At 46.1% G+C, this 21,295-nt stretch carries 18 protein-coding genes; 5 read left to right on the top strand and 13 right to left on the bottom strand.

Going from position 1 to position 21,295, the window contains the following annotated elements; all coding sequences use genetic code 11:
- The first annotated feature begins 104 nt into the window (after nt 1–104).
- A complete protein-coding gene (locus GJU87_RS15470) occupies nt 105–2,324 on the top strand; it encodes a CotH kinase family protein (protein ID WP_153640316.1) in 2,220 nt (739 codons plus the stop codon).
- Nucleotides 2,325–2,388: 64 nt separating this feature from the next.
- On the opposite strand, the gene GJU87_RS15465 is transcribed toward GJU87_RS15470, so the two are convergent.
- From GJU87_RS15465 to dnaK, 4 genes are all read right to left on the bottom strand, one after another.
- Nucleotides 2,389–3,396: an FAD:protein FMN transferase gene (locus GJU87_RS15465; RefSeq protein ID WP_153640315.1), complete on the bottom strand. Its 1,008-nt coding sequence runs from the start codon at nt 3,394–3,396 to the stop codon at nt 2,389–2,391.
- A gap of 77 nt (nt 3,397–3,473) precedes the next feature.
- Nucleotides 3,474–4,541: a glycosyltransferase family 9 protein gene (locus GJU87_RS15460; protein ID WP_153640314.1), complete on the bottom strand. Its 1,068-nt coding sequence runs from the start codon at nt 4,539–4,541 to the stop codon at nt 3,474–3,476.
- Nucleotides 4,538–6,106 (bottom strand): O-antigen ligase, encoded by a 1,569-nt coding sequence (locus tag GJU87_RS15455; protein WP_194831550.1) that lies wholly within the window; start codon nt 6,104–6,106, stop codon nt 4,538–4,540. Before GJU87_RS15455 ends, GJU87_RS15460 begins: the two co-directional genes overlap by 4 nt.
- Nucleotides 6,107–6,289: 183 nt before the next feature.
- A complete protein-coding gene (gene dnaK, locus GJU87_RS15450) occupies nt 6,290–8,200 on the bottom strand; it encodes a molecular chaperone DnaK (RefSeq protein WP_153640312.1) in 1,911 nt (636 codons plus the stop codon).
- 307 nt (nt 8,201–8,507) lie between these two features.
- Between dnaK and GJU87_RS15445 the strand changes: the two genes are divergently transcribed.
- Nucleotides 8,508–9,632: an acyltransferase family protein gene (locus GJU87_RS15445; RefSeq protein WP_153640311.1), complete on the top strand. Its 1,125-nt coding sequence runs from the start codon at nt 8,508–8,510 to the stop codon at nt 9,630–9,632.
- 106 nt (nt 9,633–9,738) lie between these two features.
- Here the strand turns inward: GJU87_RS15445 and GJU87_RS15440 are convergent, their stop codons facing one another.
- Both GJU87_RS15440 and GJU87_RS15435 read right to left on the bottom strand, forming a co-directional pair.
- Nucleotides 9,739–10,488: a DUF6261 family protein gene (locus tag GJU87_RS15440; RefSeq protein WP_153640310.1), complete on the bottom strand. Its 750-nt coding sequence runs from the start codon at nt 10,486–10,488 to the stop codon at nt 9,739–9,741.
- A gap of 92 nt (nt 10,489–10,580) precedes the next feature.
- Nucleotides 10,581–11,174 carry a hypothetical protein gene (locus GJU87_RS15435; protein WP_153640309.1) on the bottom strand — a complete coding sequence of 198 codons (594 nt, stop codon included), beginning with the start codon at nt 11,172–11,174 and terminating at the stop codon, nt 10,581–10,583.
- Between the two features lie 123 nt (nt 11,175–11,297).
- Here GJU87_RS15435 and panB point away from each other — a divergent pair, with 123 nt between their 5' ends.
- Together panB and GJU87_RS15425 are read left to right on the top strand one after the other, a co-directional pair.
- On the top strand, nt 11,298–12,113 hold the full coding sequence (gene panB / locus GJU87_RS15430) for a 3-methyl-2-oxobutanoate hydroxymethyltransferase (RefSeq protein WP_153640308.1): 816 nt from the start codon (nt 11,298–11,300) through the stop codon (nt 12,111–12,113).
- A 64-nt stretch (nt 12,114–12,177) separates the two neighbouring features.
- Complete coding sequence (locus tag GJU87_RS15425; protein ID WP_153640307.1) at nt 12,178–12,858, top strand: RluA family pseudouridine synthase; 681 nt, start codon at nt 12,178–12,180, stop codon at nt 12,856–12,858.
- Nucleotides 12,859–12,861: 3 nt separating this feature from the next.
- On the opposite strand, the gene cdd is transcribed toward GJU87_RS15425, so the two are convergent.
- A complete protein-coding gene (gene cdd, locus GJU87_RS15420; RefSeq protein ID WP_228492016.1) occupies nt 12,862–13,344 on the bottom strand; it encodes a cytidine deaminase in 483 nt (160 codons plus the stop codon).
- A gap of 177 nt (nt 13,345–13,521) precedes the next feature.
- Here cdd and GJU87_RS15415 point away from each other — a divergent pair, with 177 nt between their 5' ends.
- Entirely contained in the window at nt 13,522–14,520 is a 999-nt protein-coding gene (locus tag GJU87_RS15415) for a glucosaminidase domain-containing protein (RefSeq protein ID WP_228492015.1), read from the top strand.
- A gap of 9 nt (nt 14,521–14,529) precedes the next feature.
- Here the strand turns inward: GJU87_RS15415 and fmt are convergent, their stop codons facing one another.
- The 6 genes from fmt to GJU87_RS15385 form a co-directional block, all read right to left on the bottom strand.
- Nucleotides 14,530–15,504: a methionyl-tRNA formyltransferase gene (fmt, locus tag GJU87_RS15410; protein WP_153640306.1), complete on the bottom strand. Its 975-nt coding sequence runs from the start codon at nt 15,502–15,504 to the stop codon at nt 14,530–14,532.
- Between the two features lie 62 nt (nt 15,505–15,566).
- Complete coding sequence (locus GJU87_RS15405) at nt 15,567–15,755, bottom strand: DUF5522 domain-containing protein (RefSeq protein WP_228492014.1); 189 nt, start codon at nt 15,753–15,755, stop codon at nt 15,567–15,569.
- Nucleotides 15,756–16,053: 298 nt separating this feature from the next.
- A complete protein-coding gene (locus GJU87_RS15400) occupies nt 16,054–17,292 on the bottom strand; it encodes a bifunctional 3,4-dihydroxy-2-butanone-4-phosphate synthase/GTP cyclohydrolase II (protein ID WP_153640305.1) in 1,239 nt (412 codons plus the stop codon).
- Nucleotides 17,293–17,335: 43 nt separating this feature from the next.
- Nucleotides 17,336–18,556, bottom strand: coding sequence for a glycosyltransferase family 2 protein (locus GJU87_RS15395; RefSeq protein WP_153640304.1), 1,221 nt, complete (start codon nt 18,554–18,556; stop codon nt 17,336–17,338).
- Complete coding sequence (locus GJU87_RS15390) at nt 18,549–19,784, bottom strand: glycosyltransferase family 4 protein (protein WP_153640303.1); 1,236 nt, start codon at nt 19,782–19,784, stop codon at nt 18,549–18,551. The genes GJU87_RS15395 and GJU87_RS15390 overlap by 8 nt, the downstream gene beginning before the upstream one ends.
- Nucleotides 19,735–21,246 (bottom strand): LptF/LptG family permease, encoded by a 1,512-nt coding sequence (locus GJU87_RS15385; RefSeq protein ID WP_153640302.1) that lies wholly within the window; start codon nt 21,244–21,246, stop codon nt 19,735–19,737. The genes GJU87_RS15390 and GJU87_RS15385 overlap by 50 nt, the downstream gene beginning before the upstream one ends.
- Between the last annotated feature and the right edge of the window lie 49 nt (nt 21,247–21,295).

Genomic DNA, 21,295 nt, shown 5'->3' with positions numbered 1-21,295 from the left:
TTCTATTATGTCGGGAACAAGAAACTTTCCGGAGTTAAGATTTTGAGATTTTGTTATTTTTACCTTGATTTCAGAACTAATCTAAACCAAACAATTAACCAATCATGCTTTCCATTCGTGTCTCTTTCACGTTAGCTGTTATGTTTTTGCTTGTGGTTGTAGTCAGCCGATTGTCGGCACAGGATGTTGACCATTGGGAATCGGTTGTTTACGACGATGATACATGGCACTATTTCATTGGCACTTCCGAACCGCCGCTTAGCTGGGCCGATTTGAACTTCGATGATTCGAGGTGGGAGCAAGGTCCCGGAGGTATTGGTTACGGCGATAACGATGACGGGACGGTGATTCCTTCCTGCACCTCGGTATACATGCGCACTGAATTTAATATTGTCGATTCGGCGGCAGTTGGACGAGCCGTTTTGCATGTTGATTTTGACGATGGATTTGTAGCTTACCTGAATGGACATGAGATTGCCCGTGCCAATATAGGTACGCCAGGAGTTCGTCCTCCGCATGATCAATTTGCTGATTCGTACGACTACGAAGCACAGATTCCGCAGGGAGGTGTTCCGCCTTCATTTCTGATTCATCGCGACAGCTTAAAGCAATATCTTCTTAACGGGAAAAATATTCTGGCTTTGCAGGTACATAACGCCAATGCTACTTCAAGCGATTTATCCTCTTCTACTTGGTTGAGTTTGGACATTACCGACACAAGTAATGATTATCGTCCGGTTCCATCCTGGTTTACCGAACCCGCAGAAGAGTTTTCCTATCTTCCTTTGATCATGATAAGCACAGAAGGACAAACAATTCCAGATGAGCCCAAAATCATGGCGAAGATGCAGGTTATCAACAACGGGGAAGGAGCAAAGAATTCCATTTACGATGAGCCAACGGACTACGACGGAGATATTGGTATTGAGATTCGCGGACAATCATCCCAGATGTTTCCGAAAAAATCATATTCCGTCGAAGTCCGTAATGAGGCTGGTGAAGATTCTACAGTGACTTTACTGGGAATGCCGGAGGAGAGTGATTGGGTTTTGTATGCTCCCTACAGCGACAAAACGATGTTACGGAATGCACTGACCTACTATTTTGGTGCAAAGTTGGGGCAATGGCAACCGCGTTTTCGCTTTTGCGAAGTTTATCTGAATGGCAATTACAACGGCGTTTATCTGTTGATCGAAAAAATAAAGCGTGATAAAAACCGGGTCGACATCAATAAACTGAAAGAAGAAGAAATTTCGGGCGACGATTTGACCGGTGGATATATTGTCCGTGTAGACAAACTAGATGGACTTACCGCGAATGATTACTTCTATTCGTATCCGCAAACGACGTTTATGAATGCCCGGCGGTATGCCTTTTCCTATTACTACCCAAAGGCAGAAGATATTGTTACCGAGCAGAGAGGTTACATCCAGGATTTCATCACCGGGTTCGAAAACATGCTCAATGGCGACCAGTTTGCAGACCCGGTGAACGGCTATCCGAAATACATCGACATTACTTCGTTCATCGATATTCAGATCATGTCGGAGTTGGGTAACAACGTGGATGCGTACCGTTATAGCGCCTATTTTTACAAGAAGAAGGATTCGAACGGCGGGAAGCTTTTTGCCGGCCCATTGTGGGATTTTAATCTGGCATACGGTAATGTGGATTATGCACCGGATTTTCTGGCAACCGATCAATGGGTGTACACTCACTTCGGACCCGATGAGCCTAATTGCATGCATTGGTGGTTCCGGTTAATGCAGGATGAGCCTTACCGAAAAGCTTTATTTGACCGCTGGACAGAATTGCGGAACAGTTTCTTTAACAACGACTCGCTAAGCAATTATATCAACGAGCAGGTAACGATGCTGGGAGATGCTATCGATCGTAACTTTAAACGTTGGCCGATCATTGGGCAGTATGTTTGGCCGAATGCTTTTGTCGGTTCGTCCTATGTTTCCGAGGTTAATTACCTGAAGGATTGGTTGCAGGATCGTCTCGATTGGATGGATACACAATGGCTGTTGGAAACTGGGATAGAAGAACGACCTTCACTGGCGGGGACAGGAATTCATGCCTATCCCAATCCATTTGCCGAGCAGATTAACCTTTCGGTTGAAACGATTGGCAGAAGACCGATGCAGATTGAACTGTGGTCTTCGCAAGGGCAGATGGTGTACCGGGCGGAAAGAACACCGGGAGCTGAAAAACAGGACCATTTCAGTATATCTCTTCCGAAGCTTTCCAGGGGAATTTATTTTCTGAAAGTGTGGCAGCAGAATCAGCGGCCCATGGTAACGAAAGTGCTGAAAAACTGATGGCATAAAAAATCCCGCAGCGACCTTGACGCTGCGGGACTTCTTTTCGGATGAACTCCGATAGTTATTTTATGATGAGGTTTTTAAAACCTTTGGAATACCAAACCATATTCATGTTGTTGTCGCCGGCGTAGATGAAATACGCCTCCAGATTCGGATCGTTTTCCACAATCTTTTTGGCTTTTTCAACACCCATTACCATGAAAGCGGTGGCATAAGCATCGGCGGTCATGCAGTTATTAGCGAGTACACTCGAGCTAAGCAGACTGTGCTGAACCGGGTAACCCGTATGCGGGTCGATGGTGTGCGCGTACCGTTTGCCATCTTTCACATAGAAATTGCGATAATTTCCCGAAGTGGCCAGTGCTTTGTCTTTGAGGTGAATGACATCCTCCAGGTCGTTGTCGTCGTACAATCCCTTGTTGTTGGGCTTATTAATCCCGATGCGCCAGGTTTCTCCTTTGGCATTTACGCCATGTGCCCGTACTTCTCCGCCGATTTCCACCATGTAATTTTTGCAACCATGCGAGGCCAGAAAATCACAAACCATATCAACAGCTTCACCTTTTGAGATAGCGCTGGCATCGAGCATCGTATTCGGGTTTTCCTTAACAATTTTATCGCCGACCAGCTTCACCTTTTGGTAGCCGACCGTCTGCATCAAACTGTCGATTAGTTGCTTCGAGATACTGTCTTTCTTGGTAAACCCAAATCCCCATGCATTGACCAGTGGAGCAACAGTCATATCAAAAGCACCATTGGTTTTTTTCGAAACCTCTTCAGCTTTCAGGAAACATTTCCGGAAATAAGGATCTACTTTCACCGTCGAGTCATTCTTGTTGATACGTGAAATGGTGGAAGTGGGAATGAAGGTGGAAAGCGAGTTTCCGAATTCGTTCATTTTTAATTCTATTGAGTCCTTAAAATCTTTTCCGTCAGGACTCGAATAGATGAAGTGATAAAGCGTGGTGTAAACGGTGCCTTCGTTGTATACATATTTCTGTGTTTTCGGGGCACATCCTGCCATAAACAGCAGTCCCACAAACAGTGCAAGCAGAGTTATTTTTTTCATCTTGTAGAAATTTTCCGCCACAAAAGTAGTTAAAGAATTGTTTTACAAACAGACTTTTCTGTTTCCCGGTAAATCAATTAAGAAATATTAAGACCTTGCAGGTATGTGTCCAGCTTGCCGATCACCATTTCCGGAAGGAAATCGCGATAAAGGACCGATGATTCTTGTTTCAGCAGTTTATAGGGTTTTCCCTGTATTAATTCCGGCTTGAAGTCGTTCAGGTGGACAGAAAGATTCTTTTTCCCGTCGTCGAAAATTCCCCAGCTTTCGCGGGCGATGAAAGGAGAGAAGATGGTGAACGTTGGAATTTCGAGCGCTTTTGCCAGGTTGGTATGGCCGCAGTCGTTCCCGATATAGGCATCGGCATGTGTAACGATCTTGGCCAGTTCACGCAGGCTTTTCCCGGTTAAACCGGAAAAGACAAGTTCGGGATTGCCCAGCTTTTCGGCGAAAGCCCGGGCAGCATCCTTTTGATTTGGGAAGTAATTGAGGATGATTTGCGCAGAATAATTCTCCATCAAATGTTGGATGACCTCCAGCATGTAATCTTCGGGATAAGTTTTGTTCTCCACGCTTCCGTAGATGCCGGCCACAATTATCTCCTTCTCCAAATCCACTCCGGCCTCCCGGAGCAGTTGTTTGCCTTCAGCTTTCTCTTCATCAGTTAGGTAAAGGCGCGGATACGGGTCGTACTCGATGCCTTCTTTTTTCAGCGGTTCCAACAGTGCCAAACGTTCTTCGATGACAGGACCAGCAATGGAAGCGGGGCGGCTGTGCTTATCGACCAGAATATTGTAGTAGAGTCCACGTCCGAATTTCTTGTACGAAATCCGCTTTTTCGCTCCCGACAAACGAGTGGTCACCCAGCTGTCCATCTTGGTATAGGCATCGATGACAATATCGTATTTAGCTTTTCTGATTTTACAGGCGAACTTCAGCAAGTTGCCAACTTTCCGGTCCGAATCATTAAAAATAATGATGTTATCGATATTGGGATTGTTTTCCGCCATCTCGCGGGTAAAAGCATAAACCATGTAATCGATTTGCGCTTCGGGATACATCCTTCGAAGTTGATTGCAAATAACTGTTCCCAGGAGAACATCACCGATTCGCTTTTGCTGAATGACAAGGATTTTCAGTTTCATTGATGATTGTTGTTTGAGACAAAATTGCCTGCCGTTTCTTTCGCACTATTGGCAAAATCGAAAACAAGCAGGGTATAAAAAAGAGCAAAAAAGGTACGTATGGTGTGGGTTTGTAAATTGTCGTCTCCCAGGTTCGCAATGCCGATGGTTAGCAGGAAAAAGACTGTGAGAACCGATAATTTTCTAACCCGAAACAGCGGATAAATCAGCAGAAACATCAGGATAGCGAATCCCACGATTCCGAATGTCACCAGGTAGTTCAGGTATTGATTGTGGGCGTGGCTGAAATTAGCCGGGCGTAGTTTCGGATTTTGCCGGGAAAGCATTTCGTTGAAAGCGGCTTTTTCGTTGCCGGTACCAACTCCAAAAACCGGATGCTCTGCAATAATAGACAAAGCGGCGCGGGTATAAGCCCAGCGTTGCACCAGCGATTTATTGTTCGGATTTCCGTTGGAGCGGTAGGCGTCGAGCTCCCAGATGGTTTGATAAATCCGTGCCGAAAGGTTCATTCGTTCGGGAACATAGCGGCAGTTGGCAAAGCCTTCCCGGATGGCTAGAATGTCATCATTAGTCAGTTGTGCAACTCCGGCCGAATCTTTTGTCAGTCCCATGGAAGTAAGGTAACGAATCAACGTACTTTTCACCGGAAAACCATTGGCATCTCTATCTGAAAATTTCAGCGCACTACGTTTGTTCCATTCTCTTCGGAGTTCCGGCAGACAAATTTGGAGGTAGATGAAATGGCCGTTTTCCCGTAAGGTTTTATTAAAATCGTTTTGATACGGATTCCCGTTCGCGGTGAATTTGGCCACCTGAGCTGGTTGTGGCATGGACGTGTGAAATTGTCTGTATAGTTCCCGTCCGGTTAACGCCAGCGGAATAATGATGAGAACGACGGCTCCGCCCCAAACGTATTTTCGCAACCTTTTGGGAATTTCCCGGTAGGTGAAAAAAGAAAGGGCAATGAATGTTGCTAAAAGGGTCAGTAATCCGAGCAATGAATGCAGCCAGAAATCGAAAATCAATAAAAACAGGACACCGGCAAGTCGTGAAATCTGACGCATATTCCAACTGTCTTCCCGGTAACGGAAAATTTCCAGTAGCAGAAAGGACAAGGAAAAGTTAACCAACAGCGAATGGCCGATATGCGGATTAAGCGTTGTATCCCGTATGTCTGTAATTCCTATGCTTTCGCTGAATTGCCACCGTACTAAAGCTACCAGCGAACTGATGATGACGCCCAAAGCCAGCGCATACAGAATGCGGTCAATTTGTTTTCGGCTTAAAGGAAGATAGGCAACGGCTATCGGAATGAGAAGCCAGAAAGCATTGCGTCGGATTTCGTCGATGGCATTGGCTGGATGATGAGCTCCCAGCGCCCAGAGCAGGTAAAGAATGAAAATGCCGGCCGGAAAAAGTGGCAGCGGGGTTTTGCGAAAGCTTTGGTATTTTTCTTTAGGCGAAATGATGAGCCAGGAGAATGCAAAAATGAGTACCGTGATAATGCTGACCAATGCTTCGGAAAACGGCAGGACAAATGCCAACGACATCAGCATTCCTTCCATGATGAGAAGTTTTGATGGTCGGATGTCGTGGTTTTGTTGCATGGTTTGCTGTTAAGCCAAAGAGTGCCGGGATGATTTATCAGATAGAAGCAAACATAGCAAAAATAGACATATGGCACACAAAAAATGCCCGCCCCCTGTGTCGGGAACGGGCATGAATGTGGAATAATATATATTGGGTGCTTATTTGACTTCCTCGAAATCTACATCCGTTACTTCGTCATCGTCACCACCTTTTTGCTGACCACCGGCTTGTCCGCCTTGCGGGTTACCCTGAGCGTTGGCTTCAGCATTGGTTGCATTGTACATTTCCTGTGAAGCAGCCTGGAAAACCTGGTTCAACTCGGCAGTAGCCGTATCGATAGCTGCCAAATCCTGGTTTTTGTGTGCTTCTTTCAGTTTGTTCAATGCTTCTTCAATCGGAGCCTTTTTGTCAGCCGGCAATTTGTCACCGAACTCTTTCATCTGCTTTTCAGTCTGGAAAATCAGACTATCAGCCTGGTTCAGCTTATCGATTTTCTCGCGGGCCTGCTTGTCGGCTTCAGCATTTGCTTCAGCTTCCTGCTTCATCCGCTTGATTTCGTCATCGCTCAAACCAGATGAGGCCTCGATACGAATCGACTGCTCTTTACCGGTAGCTTTGTCTTTTGCCATTACGTGCAAAATACCGTTGGCATCGATATCAAAAGTTACTTCAATTTGAGGTATACCGCGTGGTGCTGGTGGCAGTCCGTCGAGGTGGAAACGACCAATAGATTTGTTTCCGCCCGCCATCGGACGTTCACCCTGCAATACGTGAATTTCAACTGACGGTTGATTGTCGGCTGCCGTAGTAAACGTTTCCGTCTTCTTGGTAGGGATGGTAGTGTTGGCCTCAATCAATTTGGTCATTACACCGCCCATGGTTTCGATACCGAGTGACAGCGGAGTTACGTCGAGCAACAGCACGTCTTTCACTTCTCCGGTCAGCACACCACCCTGGATAGCAGCACCAATGGCAACAACCTCATCGGGGTTCACACCTTTCGAAGGAGCTTTGCCAAACAGTTCTTTCACTTTTTCCTGTACAGCAGGAATACGGGTTGAACCACCTACCAAAATAACTTCGTCAATGTCAGCGGCCGAAACGCCTGCATTTTTCATCGCACGACGGCAAGGCTCGAGCGTTGCTGTAATCAGCGAATCAGCCAGGTTTTCAAACTGTGCGCGCGACAGGGTTTTCACCAAGTGTTTCGGAATACCGTTCACTGGCATGATGTACGGCAGGTTGATTTCGGTAGAAGTTGAGCTGGACAACTCGATTTTGGCTTTCTCAGCAGCTTCTTTCAAACGCTGAAGAGCCATGGGGTCCTGACGCAAGTCAACACCTTCTTCTTCTTTAAAGCTGTCAGCTAACCAGTCGATAATTACCTGGTCGAAATCGTCACCACCCAGGTGAGTATCACCGTCGGTCGATTTTACTTCAAACACGCCGTCGCCCAGTTCGAGTACCGAAATATCGAAAGTACCACCACCAAGGTCGAATACGGCGATTTTCATGTCTTTGTCGCGCTTGTCAAGACCATATGCCAGTGAAGCGGCAGTCGGCTCGTTGATGATACGACGAACTTTCAAACCGGAAATTTCACCAGCCTCTTTGGTTGCCTGACGCTGTGAGTCGTTAAAATATGCTGGTACGGTAATAACCGCTTCTGTCACTTCCTGGCCCAGGTAATCCTCAGCAGTTTTCTTCATTTTCTGAAGAACCATAGCCGAAATTTCCTGAGGAGAATACATCCGGTCGTCGATTTTTACACGCGGAGTATTGTTGTCTCCTTTGATTACTTCGTAAGAAACACGCTTGACTTCTTTTTGAACCTGGTCGAATGTTTCTCCCATGAAGCGTTTGATGGAGAATACAGTTTTATGAGGATTGGTAATAGCCTGACGTTTGGCCGGATCACCAACTTTACGTTCACCATTTTCAACAAAAGCTACAATGGATGGTGTGGTCCTTTTCCCTTCGCTGTTCGGGATAACGACCGGCTCATTTCCTTCCATTACCGAGACGCAGGAGTTTGTTGTTCCTAAGTCAATTCCAATAATTTTTCCCATTGCTGATAAAGTATTTTAATTTATACGTTCGTTGATTTCTTTTTCAATTTCGCCCAGTATTAATCAATCGTTGTGCCAATCCGTTTTCAGCCCTTTTTCGTGAAAAATTGACACCGCCAGCAGGATTTACTGAAGGAAGGCTGTCATCTTTCGTGACAAAACGACAGAGAAGGACTGGTGTCAGAGCGGGAAGTTTTCCAGTTAATCCGGAAGAGACAGGTATTTCGATGAACTGAAATGCAATGAGTTAATTTGTTCATCTAAACATTATCGTTAAATTTCTGCCTGCAAACTAAATCCAACTCTTATGAATGCTGAACACAATCCTAACCGGATTAACGAGCGTCTGGTGTCGCTGGATACTTTACGCGGATTTGATATGTTGTGGATTACCGGCGGCGGAACACTGGTCGTCTTTCTGGCGAAAGCCACCGAATGGGGCTGGCTGAATGTGATTGCCGAACAAATGGAACATGTCCCCTGGGCCGGTTTCCATTTTTACGATCTCATCTTTCCTCTGTTCATGTTTATTTCAGGTGTGGCGATTCCTTATGCCATCACCGGCAAGCTGGAAAAAGGAACTCCCAAAAGAGAATTAGTGAACAAGATAACAAAGCGCATGCTGACACTTGTCATTTTCGGATTGCTTTATAACGGCGCCTTCGAAAATGGGTTTAGCGATTTGCGGTATGCCAGTGTATTGGGGCAGATTGGTCTGGCCTACTTCTTCGCCGCACTCATTGTCATGAACACCAAACAAGTTCGTACCCGGCTGTTCTGGCTTGGCGGTATTTTGCTGGGCATCGCTTTGCTTCAGCTGGCGGTTCCGGTGCCCGGATTTGGTGCCGGTGAAATGACCAAAGTCGGGAGCATCAATTCATGGATTGATCAGCATTTCCTTCCGGGAAAACTATATGGTGGCACGTTCGACCCCGAAGGGCTTTTGTGTATTGTTTCGGCAACGGCCGTAACTCTCATGGGTTCATTAGCCGGAACCATACTGCGCGATGGCAAAGCAGCCAGTACCCGAAAAACTGGTTTTCTTGTTATTAGCGGCGTTGCATTGGTAGTTGTAGCTTTGTTGCTTTCCACTTTTTATCCCATCATCAAAGCGATGTGGACGGTGCCGTTCGACCTGCTGACCGCCGGCGTTAGTTTTCTGTTGTTATCGGTGTTCTATTACATCATCGATGTGAAGAAGTGGCGGGGATGGATTTTCTTTTTCCAGGTGATAGGCCTGAACTCCATAACCATTTACCTGTTTGTCCGGATTTTCAGTAACGGCATACTCGGTGTCTCGAAATTCTTCCTGGGCTGGTTAGCCAATCCGGCCGGCGATTTTGGCATGGTTATTCTTACCATTGGCGGCATTGCTTTCGAATGGGCGTTCTTGTATTTCCTGTATAAGCGGAAAATATTCCTGAAGGTATAAATTCGTTGGTGTTAATAATAATGCGAAAAAGGGGAGCTTCTGTTAAAAAGCGTCCCCTTTTTCTTTCCATCAATAAAAAATTATTTAACCATGTTACAAAAGAATATTATTCATCCGACGAGGCGTCCGCAGGAGGCGTCTGGTCGCTGTCGTTGCGGGTTTTACGCCCCTTTACCGTAGCGTTCATTCGCGCGGTTACTTCGTTTATTTTCAGGGCCATCGATTTGTATTGCTCGTCTTCGTTCATTTTGTATAAAAACTCGATGGCGCCGAACAAATCGTTAATAGCAGCAATCACCGCCTTACGGGCATCGATGGTTTTAATGGGATTGCGGCCCGCCTGCTCGTTGTCGCGGTCGCTGACGGCTTGCTTAAAAGCCTCGTGCTCTTCTTTCATTTCGGCAAGCCAGGGACCGGCCGAGATGGCGGCAAGGGCATCAGCATTTTCAGTCATCTTCTCCAGGTCATCAATCAGGTTATCCATTTTGGAAGACTCGATGGCGTAGCCCTGGGTTTGCAGGCCCCATCCGTATTTGTGAATGGTTCGGATAAGCGGTGCGGCTGCGGCATTGAACGCTTCGTTTCGCCGGAAGCTACAGGCTTCGATGTATGTGCGCAACGCGATAAACGCCCGGTCGCGGTAGTTGTCAGCAGCTTCTACCGCTTCAGTCAGGATGCTACCGCGCTCTTTCACCAGCGAAGCTCCCAGCTGGTCGAATGCCGTTTTCAGCTCTCCGCTGAATTTGCCCAGGCTAAGTGTTTCAACATCAAATCCCGAAAGCACCTTGGTGATGCTTTCGGTGTAAGTAAATACTTCGTCATTCCAGTAATCATAAATTTTAGGACTGTCAAGCATGGTTTTGAGGTTTAAATTAGTAATTAACAAAATGAATTTACTGATAATGTTGTTGAAAGTCAAGTGTATGAATGAAAAAGTGGAAAAATAGCTTAAGTTGTTCGAATTATTGAATATCCCGGAGCGCCTGTCATGACGGACCCACAACGGGAGCATACCCCCCGGGCATTTTTTGATAACCGCTGCGGATTTAGGTAATCAAACAGTGCACCTTTTGGTTTCCCTGCGAATTTAAGGTAGTCATCCGAATCACTTTTTGATTCGCCTGCGGGAATTAGGTAGTCATCCAAATCACTTTTTGATATGCCTGTGGGAATTAGGTAGTCATCCGAATCACTTTTTGATTCGCCTGTGGGAATTAGGCAGTCATCCGAATCACTTTTTGATTCGCCCGAGGAAATTAGGTAGTCAATCGAAACACTTTTTGATTTGCCTGTGGAAATTAGGTAGTCATCCAAATCACTTTTTGATATGCCTGTGGGAATTAGGTAGTCATCCGAATCACTTTTTGATTTGCCCGTGGGATTTAGGTGGTCATCCGAAACACTTTTTGATTTGCCTGCGGGAATTAGGTAGTCAATCGAAACACTTTTTGATTTGCCTGTGGAAATTAGGCAATCATCCGAAACGTTTTTTAATCCCTTCTGCCGGTTCAGGTTATCAGCCGGTGATGGGTTGGCTGTCACAGGCCTGTTGCGGGATTACCTTGTGCCGTTAGCAGCAGTATTTCCCGATTTATGGAGGTAACAAGGTGACGGAGCCAAAGCTTTTTGGTAATTTTGTAAGCTACAAATCAATCTTGAGTGATCATGTCAGTACATAAAGAAGTAAAACGGGTAACGACCCACGTTTTATCGGAAATGAAGCTGCGGGGTGAGAAGATTTCGATGCTTACCGCGTACGATTACAGTATGGCCAGATTGGTGGATGAAGCCGGAATCGATGTGATACTGGTAGGAGACTCGGCCTCGAATGTGATGGCCGGAAACGAAACGACGCTGCCCATTACGCTCGACCAGATGATTTATCATGGTAAATCGGTGGTGAAGGCAGTGAACCGGGCTTTGGTCGTGGTCGATTTGCCTTTCGGAACGTATCAGGGAGATTCGAAGGAGGCGCTGATTTCTTCCATTCGCATCATGAAGGAAACGCATGCCGATGCGGTGAAAATGGAAGGCGGCAAAGAAGTAATTCAATCGGTGGAACGTATTCTCTCGGCAGGTATTCCCGTGATGGGACATTTGGGATTAATGCCGCAATCGATACACAAATATGGAACCTATACGGTGCGTGCCAAGCAGGATGCGGAAGCAGAAAAACTGATTGAAGACGCTCGTCTGCTGGAAGAAGCAGGTTGTTTTGCCATGGTGCTCGAAAAAATACCGGCAGCTTTGGGCGAACGCGTAGCGAAAGAGCTGAAAATCCCGGTCATTGGAATTGGAGCCGGCGGTGGCGTGGACGGACAGGTGCTCGTTATTCACGATATGCTGGGCATTACCCAGGAGTTCTCTCCCCGCTTTTTGCGACGTTACCACAATTTGGCAACTGAAATCAAAGGGGCGGTGGGTAACTACATCAATGATGTGAAATCGCGGGATTTCCCGAACGACAAAGAACAATATTGATTAATTAGAACAGAGGTCAGCCCATTGACCTTTGTTTTCTTTGCCTGTTTCAGAATATTCAGATATGGAGGTTTTATACGAGGATAATCACATTATTGCCGTTAATAAACGCTGTGGAGACATCGTTCAGGGCGACAAAACCGGCGATGCAACGTTGGGGGACGAGGTGAAGGCTTATCTGAAGAAGAAATACCGAAAGCCTGGCGCCGTTTTCCTTGGTGTGACGCACCGTCTCGATCGTCCGACCAGCGGAATTGTTCTGTTTGCCCGTACTTCCAAGGCTTTAGCTCGCCTGAATAAAATGTTCAGTGAAAAAGGGGAGATACAAAAAACGTATTGGGCTGTGGTAGATAATCGGCCCGCCAACGATGAGGATACATTGGAGCATTGGTTGGTTCGTTATCCGGAAAAGAACAAATCGGTGGCTTACAGTGGTCGCCGGGCTAACGGTAAAGCAGCCTCACTAACCTATCGCTATTTGGCTTCTTCGGACCGGTACCATTTGCTGGAAATAGAACTACACACGGGGCGTCACCACCAAATTAGGGCACAATTAGCGGCTGTTGGTTTGCACATCAAAGGTGATTTGAAATATGGTTTTCCCCGGTCGAATAAAGACGCAGGCATTCATCTACACGCCCGGAGCATTGAGTTCATCCATCCGGTGAGCCAGGAAAACATTTCGATAACAGCGCCTACTCCCCGTGACGCTGTTTGGGATCATTTTGCTCAAATGAAGTTGTAGCGATTAATCCAACGCTTCTTTTTTAAACCGCAACGGCAAAAGATTATCGATGCCGTCGAGTACTTCAATTTTGTCTTCTCCGTCAAGGATAATCCGTATCGGTTTTTCAAACCGGTCTTCGAACTCTGCCATTACCTGCCGGCAACTTCCGCAAGGTTTCACGGTGTTATCAACCAAAAGCTCCTGCTTCAGCGCTGATACCGCTATCATGGTAACAGGAACATTCGGATATTGAGCACTGGCATAGAACAGGGCAGTCCGTTCAGCACACAAACCTGATGGATAGGCTGCATTCTCCTGGTTATTTCCGGTTACGGTTTGTCCGTTTCCCAATAAAACAGCAGCACCCACTTTAAAACCGGAATAGGGGGAATAGGCGTCTTTGGCTGCTTCGCGCGCTTTTTGCAAAAGTTCTTTTTCGGCAACCGGTAATTCGTCAATACCGGAATATTCGGTGAGTGCAATTTTGAAAACTATCTCTTTCACGAAAAAATAATTATGCTGGTAACCTGAACCGGAAGACTCCACCTGTATTCGCTGCAAAAGCGGGAGCTCCGTAATTGGTATACCATGTTTGGTTCAAATTTACAATTTCTGCGCGAATGCTGTCATTCTCCTGCTGAGGAACCTCTTTTTTTTTATTTTTGGGATAAAATCGAAAATATGAGACCCCAGATACGCTCCCTCTTCATAGTTTTTATCATGTTATTGGCCGGCTTTACAGCCCGGGGTGACGAAGCGCACCGGATGACCCGGCAGCAGTATATCAACCGTTTTGCCAAGGTTGCTATCGCGGAAATGAACCAGTTTCATATCCCGGCGAGTATTACCATGGCGCAGGGATGTCTGGAATCCGGAGATGGCAACTCGTCATTGGCGCGTGATGCGAACAATCACTTTGGCATAAAATGCAACAACGGATGGACGGGGAAAAGCGTACGGCACGATGACGATTCGCGCAGGGAGTGTTTTCGGAAATACAAGTCGGCCTGGGAATCTTATCGCGATCACTCGCTTTTTCTGCGAAATAATGTGCGTTATGCCTCGTTATTCAAGCTCAAAATTACCGATTACAAAGGTTGGGCCAGAGGTCTGAAGAAGGCTGGCTACGCTACAGACCCGCGTTACCCGGAACGGTTGATTCACATTATCGAAAAGTATCAGCTTTACGATTTGGATAAAAACTACGACGGGAAAGATGCGGTAGTGAGCACTGGAAATGATCGTTCTGATAGAAATACACAAACTTCCCGCAGCGATGATAACCGTATCGACCATTTCTCTATTGATTTGTCGGATGACAGTCAATCGGCGGTCGAACGAAATGGAACGAAGTCGATTCGTGCACGCAAAGGTGATACGTACGAAGAGTTGGCTGCCGAATACGGCTTGAAAGAATGGGAAATCTACAAATACAATGATACCGAAAAAGGACACGAGCCAGCCGAATCATCGATTGTTTATCTTGAAATGAAACCCGGTCGGGCGGCCAGGGGGAATGATTACCACATTGCCCGCGACAGTGAAACCATGTGGCAGATAGCGCAGCAATACGGCATTCGCCTGAAATCGTTGTATCGCAAAAACAGGATGAAACAGGGTGATGAGCCGCGTCCCGGACAGCAAATCTGGCTGAGGAAGAAGAAACCCCGCAGGCGTTAAGTGTCTGCGTTAAATGGCCCGAAATTGTTCAACATTCTGAAAACCGCGGAGAAAATCTTCCACGTTCATGCGTTTTTTCCCAGCCATTTGCAGCTCATAAATACTGACAAATCCATCGGGGCAAGCAATTTTTAGTTCCTTTTTGTTGGGCGAAATCACTGTTCCCGGAGTTGTGTCATGATTTTCTTTCCCGAAATGGGCACGGTAAATTTTGACAGAAATTTCCTTATTCCCTTCTTTTTCCTGGAAAACGGTCCACGATGCAGGATAAGGACTGAGTCCACGGATAAGATTATGAATCTGTGCTCCCGGTTGTTTCCAATCGATCCGACAATCGTCTTTAAAGATTTTGGGTGCGGGTTTTACATTGACACCGCGAGCAATCAACACATCCTGCGAAATGCCTTTGGCAGTTCCTTCTGCTAATGCATCAACGGTTGTCAAAACCAACTTTGCACCAACACTCATTAGTTTGTCATGCAATTCGCCAACGGCTTCGTCGGGACCGATTGAAACTTTTTCCTGGAAAAGAATATTACCGGTGTCAATTTCATGTTTAAGTAAGAAGGTTGAAACGCCACTTTCGGTCTCCCCATTAATAACAGCCCAGTTCAACGGAGCAGCTCCGCGGTATTGGGGCAGGAGAGAGGCATGCAGATTGAAGGTGCCCATCGGTGGCATGCTCCAGACAATTTCGGGGAGCATCCGGAAGGCAACCACGACTTGTAAATCTGCCTTCCAGGTTGCAAGCTCTTCAATAAACGTCGGATCTTTTAGTTTTTCGGGTTGTAGCACGGGTAAATTCTGCGACATGGCGTATTGCTTTACAGCGGACGTATGCACTTTCTGCCCGCGGCCGGCGGGTTTGTCAGGCGTAGTAATAACGCCAACCACGTTGTAACCGTTTTCCACGAGTGCTTTTAAACTCTCAACAGCAAAATCGGGTGTGCCCATAAAAACAATACGGATGTCTTTGCCTTGCATAATTCTTCAGTTTATATGTTTTATTTTCTTCTTCGGTTCTTTTTGGGGAAACAGGAACAGAGCTATTCCCGTAAGTTACGGTTCCCTTTTTGTGCTTTCGGGAAATAAGGACAATGCCTGCAGCCATTGCCGCAACAGTAGCCGCGTTCCCGCAGGTATTTCTCCGTCATAACCCGGTACCCCTCTTTCGTCAGGTAAAAGTCTTCGCCCTCTTCTAAATTATCGCTGTATTCTATATCATCCCACATCATGTCACTATATCAAAAAAAGGTTTCCCTGAAAGATGGAAGAAAATTTTCAGGGAAACCTTAAAAACAGAAAAATTAGGTCTAAACCAAAACTAAACCTAAACCAACCTAAATCCTCGTTAATAAAGTTACCCCAATATTTTCCCTTGTCAAATATTATATCGGACAAACAATTGTCAAAAGATACGTTGGGTATCCCATTCGTCCCTGTTTTGGCTAATTTCAACAATATGTTTATTGAAATCCAAAAGAACGGACAAAAGATAAAAAAAGGAGGATGAACCTCCTTTTTTACATATCATTATTCTTTGGTGCGGTCACCGTAATTGAATTGTTCAAGCGAATGCCCCATGCGGTCTCGTTTGGTCTTCATGTAAAACTCGTTGAACTGATTCGGTTTTACTTCAATCGGGACTGTTCCCACGACTTTCAAACCATATCCTTCCAGTCCGACGCGCTTTACAGGATTGTTGGTCATCAGCTTCATTTTTTCGATTCCCAGGCTGCGAATAATTTGCGCGCCAACGCCGTAATCACGTTCGTCCGGATCAAAACCTAAATGAACGTTGGCATCAACGGTATCGAGGCCTTCCTCCTGCAGCTTGTAAGCTTTGATTTTGTTCATCAAACCAATGCCACGGCCTTCCTGCTGGATGTAAACAATCGCTCCCTGACCTTCCTTTTCGATTAGCTCCATCGATTTGTGCAGCTGGTCACCGCATTCACAACGAAGCGAACCAAAAATATCGCCGGTGGCACAGGAAGAGTGAACCCTTACCAAAACAGGTTCTCCGGGTTTCCATTTTCCTTTGATCAGCGCCATATGCTCTACTCCGTTCGATTTCTGCCGGAAAGGAATGAGTCGAAAATCACCGTAAGAAGTCGGCAAATGTACTTCTTCGCCCCGCTCAATAAGACTTTCGGTCTGTAAGCGATATGCAATCAAATCGGCTATACTGATGATTTTCAATTCGAATTTGGCTGCGATTTCCACCAGTTGAGGCATGCGCGCCATGGTACCGTCTTCGTTCATGATTTCAACCAGCACTCCGGCAGGTTGCAGACCTGACATACGGGCCAAGTCAACAGCCGCTTCGGTGTGTCCGGAACGGCGCAATACACCACGGTTTTTCGCTTTTAGCGGGAAGATGTGTCCCGGACGGCCCAAATCTTCGGGACGAGCCTTCGGATCAGCCAGCAAGCGAATCGTCGCAGCGCGGTCGTGAGCAGAAATTCCGGTTGTAATACCTGGGCCTACCGCATCGACTGAAACGGTAAAGGGAGTTTCGTGCAGTGAGGTATTTTTCCCAACCATCATCTCCAGTTCCAACTCATTGCACCGCTCTTCGGTGATAGGTGCACAAATCAGTCCTCGCCCTTCTTTGGCCATGAAGTTGACCATTTCGGGGGTTATTTTCTCGGCGGCTGCAATAAAGTCACCTTCATTTTCACGGTCCTCATCGTCTACCACAATCACGAATTTCCCGTTACGGATATCATGTATTGCTTCGTCGATGGTATTGAGTTTAAAGTCTGTCATTTTTTTATTTTTTCGAAAGCCAGAAATACTTTCGAGCGCAAAATTAAGAAAATCCTTCGTGGAATGAGTCTGAACGTTGAGCCTTTTCCCACAATACCGTCTGCTTACCCAGTGAATACCTGATAAAACCGGGAAAACTGGCGTAATTCATCAGCGTGAAATAGTAGGGAGCGAAGAACCAGCCTGACCGTACGTTTTTTCGTTGCAACAGAAATCCAGCCAGTGCGATAAGGTAAAATAGTACTTGCAAAGCGGTGATTGACTGAAAAATGATTACACCGGGAATAGCTGTCTGAAATGAAAGGTATATTCCTGAAATCAGCAGAATAAGCAATGAGAGCGGAGCGAGTGTCCAGCGAAGAACTTTGTGCGAAACATATTGGAAAGTGAGTTTTCCGTATTGGAATGGATTCAGAAGTTCCGATAGTCGGACCATTGACTGGAAAGCTCCGGCGGCAATTCTGACTTTGCGTTTCATCTCCTCGCTCGGATTGGAAGAGGCAAATTCTGTGGCCCACGCGTCTTTTGCGTAAGCAATCCTGTATCCCTTCTTGGCAATTCGCATGGAGAGAATGAAATCATCCAGCAAGGTATCTTCTTCCAGTTCGGAATACAGCTCTGTCCGTATGGCGAAAATTTCGCCAGCTGCGCCGATGGTGCTGTAGAATCGGCTGTCGATTTTTTTCAACCATGATTCAATTCGCCAGTAGAATCCTTCTCCGGAAGCGACGGGCCCGGAAGAATTATTTTCGGCAATTCGTTTTTCTCCTGCCACGCAACCGATTTTGGGGTCTTCGAATTCCCGAATGATGGCTCGGAGCGTCCCTTTCGACAAAAGCGTGTTACTATCAGTGAAGACAACCAAAGGCGCCTTAACGAATGCCATTCCCCGGTTGAGGGCGTGAGCTTTCCCCCTGCGTTCGGGTTCGTGAAATACCTGAACCTGTGGATAGGTGGATGCGATGTCCGGTGTGTCATCGGTAGAACCGTCGGTCACCCAAATTAACTGAAGTTTCTCCTTCGGATAATCGAGCGCTAACGAATTTTCGATTTTTTGGCGCACATGAGCGCTTTCGTTATAAGCAGTGACGAAAAGACAAATGTTAGGTTCGGTAGCTATTTTCCCTTTCGGGGAAGAGGAAGCTTCTTTTTTGAAAAGGCCTCGTAATTTCAGCATGATCCAGAGAAAGAGTCCGTATCCTCCGAAAGAATAAAAGATGATGAAAACGCAGAGCCAAAACACAAAAACAGCCGCATCAAGCATGGCGCACCTCCTCTTCTTTTTCGAGAAATTGGAGGAACGGAATGACGGCTTTATCGTAACGGTAGTGTTCTGAAGCTAACCGAAAAGCTTCGTGACCCAATTGCTGAATGCGATCGGGATTGTTGATTAGTTGAATTACAGCTTTCGCAAATGCTTCCGGCGCATCGGCGACAATCAGCTCTTTGCCTGACTGTACCGGGATACCTTCTGCTCCGATGCTGGTGGTTACGATGGCTTTTCCCATTGTCAGACCTTCCAGAATTTTCACCCGGACACCACTTCCCGAAAGAAGCGGAACAATGAGAATGCTTCGGGAGGAGATGAAATCGTGCGCATCTTCAATTTCGCCTAAGAAAACTATTCCAGGCTTTTTCAGGAATTCAACAAGATCTTCGGGAGCATTTCTTCCGGCTACCAAAAATTGGATATCCGGATGTGCCGAATGGATTTGAGGCCAGCAATTTTCCACAAACCATTTTAAGCCGATTTGATTGGGAATCCAATCGAGCGCACCCAGAAAACCAATTGACAAAGGACCTGTGAGCTCACTTGCCGGTTTCGTTTCGATGGCAAAGCCAGGTTGCATAACGATTGCCGGTTGCCGGTTGCCTAACCGATTGAGCTTTTCCTTGTCTCTGTCGGTTACGGTAGAAAGAATGTCGTACTGGTTCAGAAAACCAATTTCGGCTTTCCGCAACCGCTTCGCCATATTTTTCAGGTAAAACCGCTTAAAACCTTTTTCAACCTCCGCCGTTCGCTCCCAAATTTCGTGTTCCACATTGTGTTCGCGAAGGATTATCCGGGCATCCGAATTTTGGCGGATACTGGGAATATACGGGCAGAGATAGAGTCCCTCCAATTGCACAAAATCGAAAGATTCTCCCTGTAAAAGTTTAATCAACTGTTTTTCAAAAGGTGGCGAAACGAAGCGCTCGAGGATGTATGCTTTTAACGAAAAAGCCCAGTTAACAAGTAAGGAAAGTACTTTGATATTGGTATTCACATCAACCAGCAGGAACCTGATTTTCGACGTGAGATCAGTTGGCAGCTCATTCTCCCGGATATGATGTTTGGGCGTATTCATGGCCAGCAGGGTAACCTGATGCCCATTGTCGGCATAGCCTTCCAGAATATTTAATATGCCGATGGCGCCGCCATCTTTTCTAGGAAAAGGTACTTTATTCGCCAGTGAAAGGATTTTCATTTTGTTTAGGCTGTTCCTCTTCATTCCTCTTTTTTTTCTTTTTGAAAGGATTCAGCTTACGGAAAAATTCGGCGTATGCGTCCATATTGAGAATGACAGAGTCGTTGGCTGCTTTGTAGGTTAGGAAAATACCGGCCGGCAAAAACAACAGGGATGAGAACCACATCCCTTCCCAGATATGCCCAACACCTTCACGCGACATTTTTTCGCCGGTCATGGAAATAATGTAATAGAAGATGAAAAGCACAATGGAAATGACAAGTGGCATTCCCAGTCCACCTTTCCGGATAATTGCTCCCAAAGGTGCTCCAATGAAGAAAAAGATGAGACATGCCAGCGAAAGCGTGAATTTTCGGTGCCACTCGACCCAAAATTTATTTAGCCATTTGGTTCGAAGCTCCAAATCGTCTTTTGCCTGCTGAAGCGAACGCTTATTGGAACGGGCATTCCGGAGTGCCTGGTTAATGATGTCCATTTTTACATTTTGGTTCATATTGCTCAGCATGCTATCGACATTGACATACTCATCCATCTTTAATTTGGACTTGGCGGCACTGTCAGTCCTGGCATATGAAACAACTTCGCGCGTAAGCGGTGACAAATAATTGAGTTTGACAGCAAAATCGGTCCTTCGTTTGTCCAGTTCTTTTGCCATGGAATCGGCGCTGGATGACAGCTGCTTCAGACTAAGGGCTTTGTAAAAGTTGCCAACAGTGCTTTCATCCTTCCGCTTGAAGTCCATCCCTTTTATCGGGGTTATCAAAACTTCTTTGTCAAATTTATCGTTGCGGAAAGGATATTCTTTATTATTGCGCCTACGCGGATTGGATTCGACGTCAGTGTAAGCCTGACCGGCAAAAAGCGTCAGGACCATATATTTTTTGTCCTCACTCATTTTCATGGTCCCGGAATCAGCCACGGTAACAGAGACGTTTCCCTCATTCTTCGTGTGATCGTAGATCATGATGTTGTAAAGCTTATCGGACTTTTTAGACTTTCTACCTACTTTGATGGAGTATCCGTCCACTTCGTTTGAGAAAACGCCCTCTTTTACTATCAACTCGGGTTTCTGGTATCGAATACTGAGCAAAAGGGCAGCAAATTTCCGGTTGGTAACCGGCATAACATCGTTAGCGAAATAGAAGGCAAACACACTAACGAAAACACTCAGGAAAATCAGCGGTCTCATGATGCGCGTCAGTGATATTCCGGCAGCTTTCATGGCGAGCAACTCGTTGTTTTCACCCAAATCCCCGAAGGTCATAATTGAAGCGAGGAGCATGGAGAGAGGTAAAGCCAGCGGAATGAGGCTGGAGATGGCATAGAGCATCAACTCGGCAATAACCTCTCCATCCAAACCTTTACCCACAAATTCGTCCAGATACTTCCACAAAAACTGCATCAGAAGGACGAAAACCGTGATGAAAAAAGTCATGAAAAACGGTCCAATGAACCGGTTAATCATATATTTATATAGTTGCTTCATGAAAGTTGTAAGTCAAATCTCAAACCTCCACAAAGCTAATGTATTTTTG

Source organism: Prolixibacter sp. NT017, assembly GCF_009617875.1.
Lineage (GTDB): Bacteria > Bacteroidota > Bacteroidia > Bacteroidales > Prolixibacteraceae > Prolixibacter.
The sequence above is the reverse complement of the archived record's forward strand: the minus strand, read 5'-3'. Positions and strand labels throughout refer to the sequence as shown.

Bases quoted from the DNA above. Each gene is read 5' to 3' on its own strand.
- GJU87_RS15470 (WP_153640316.1), top strand. From the start codon at position 105: ATGCTTTCCATTCGTGTCTCTTTCACGTTAGCTGTTATGTTTTTGCTT.
- GJU87_RS15465 (WP_153640315.1), bottom strand. From the start codon at position 3,396: ATGAAAAAAATAACTCTGCTTGCACTGTTTGTGGGACTGCTGTTTATG.
- GJU87_RS15460 (WP_153640314.1), bottom strand. From the start codon at position 4,541: ATGAAACTGAAAATCCTTGTCATTCAGCAAAAGCGAATCGGTGATGTT.
- GJU87_RS15455 (WP_194831550.1), bottom strand. From the start codon at position 6,106: ATGGAAGGAATGCTGATGTCGTTGGCATTTGTCCTGCCGTTTTCCGAA.
- dnaK (WP_153640312.1), bottom strand. From the start codon at position 8,200: ATGGGAAAAATTATTGGAATTGACTTAGGAACAACAAACTCCTGCGTC.
- GJU87_RS15445 (WP_153640311.1), top strand. From the start codon at position 8,508: ATGAATGCTGAACACAATCCTAACCGGATTAACGAGCGTCTGGTGTCG.
- GJU87_RS15440 (WP_153640310.1), bottom strand. From the start codon at position 10,488: ATGCTTGACAGTCCTAAAATTTATGATTACTGGAATGACGAAGTATTT.
- panB (WP_153640308.1), top strand. From the start codon at position 11,298: ATGTCAGTACATAAAGAAGTAAAACGGGTAACGACCCACGTTTTATCG.
- GJU87_RS15425 (WP_153640307.1), top strand. From the start codon at position 12,178: ATGGAGGTTTTATACGAGGATAATCACATTATTGCCGTTAATAAACGC.
- GJU87_RS15415 (WP_228492015.1), top strand. From the start codon at position 13,522: ATGAGACCCCAGATACGCTCCCTCTTCATAGTTTTTATCATGTTATTG.
- fmt (WP_153640306.1), bottom strand. From the start codon at position 15,504: ATGCAAGGCAAAGACATCCGTATTGTTTTTATGGGCACACCCGATTTT.
- GJU87_RS15405 (WP_228492014.1), bottom strand. From the start codon at position 15,755: ATGATGTGGGATGATATAGAATACAGCGATAATTTAGAAGAGGGCGAA.
- GJU87_RS15400 (WP_153640305.1), bottom strand. From the start codon at position 17,292: ATGACAGACTTTAAACTCAATACCATCGACGAAGCAATACATGATATC.
- GJU87_RS15395 (WP_153640304.1), bottom strand. From the start codon at position 18,556: ATGCTTGATGCGGCTGTTTTTGTGTTTTGGCTCTGCGTTTTCATCATC.
- GJU87_RS15390 (WP_153640303.1), bottom strand. From the start codon at position 19,784: ATGAAGAGGAACAGCCTAAACAAAATGAAAATCCTTTCACTGGCGAAT.
- GJU87_RS15385 (WP_153640302.1), bottom strand. From the start codon at position 21,246: ATGAAGCAACTATATAAATATATGATTAACCGGTTCATTGGACCGTTT.